The sequence below is a fragment of the Micromonospora sp. AMSO12t genome, assembly GCF_008806585.1.
Classification (GTDB): Bacteria; Actinomycetota; Actinomycetes; order Mycobacteriales; family Micromonosporaceae; genus Micromonospora; species Micromonospora reichwaldensis.
The window spans coordinates 1-425 of record NZ_WAAS01000635.1 but is presented as its reverse complement, the minus strand read 5'-3'; the positions used below and the strand labels follow the sequence as shown (position 1 = coordinate 425).

Annotated in this window: 1 protein-coding gene; it reads left to right on the top strand. The window is 66.6% G+C overall.

Features of this window, described 5'->3' with window-relative positions:
* The coding region (locus F6X68_RS33280; protein WP_151457897.1) for an ATP-binding protein at nt 1-397 on the top strand (397 nt) is incomplete at its 5' end.
* Nucleotides 398-425: the final 28 nt, after the last annotated feature.

Here is a 425-nt window from a genome sequence, read left to right as displayed (position 1 = left end):
CTGGCCGCCGTGGCGACAGCTCGTCGTCGAAACCGCCCGCCGCGTGCTCGACTACACCGGCGGCACTTTGGTGATACCGATGACTGTCCTGGTCGAGCAGTACTGGCGCGAGATCAGTACGGGCCTCGCCCAACACGCCATCCCGGTAAGGCACTTCGTCCTCCACGCTGATCAAGACACCCTTCGCAGGCGTATCGAGGGAGAACACCCCGTTCCGTCGCCGTTCCGTCTCAAGTACCTCGAGCCCTACGCCGAGGCGGCCCGCACGTGGCTGCATGCCGAGGCCGAGGTCGTCGACACCACGCACCTGACTCCCGCCCAAGCCGCCATGCAGATCGTCCTCCGAGCTACCGGGGGAAGCCCAGGGGCCCAACCTCAACTGACGCGGCCGGCGTGAGTGAGTGGCACTTTCGTACTGACGGGCG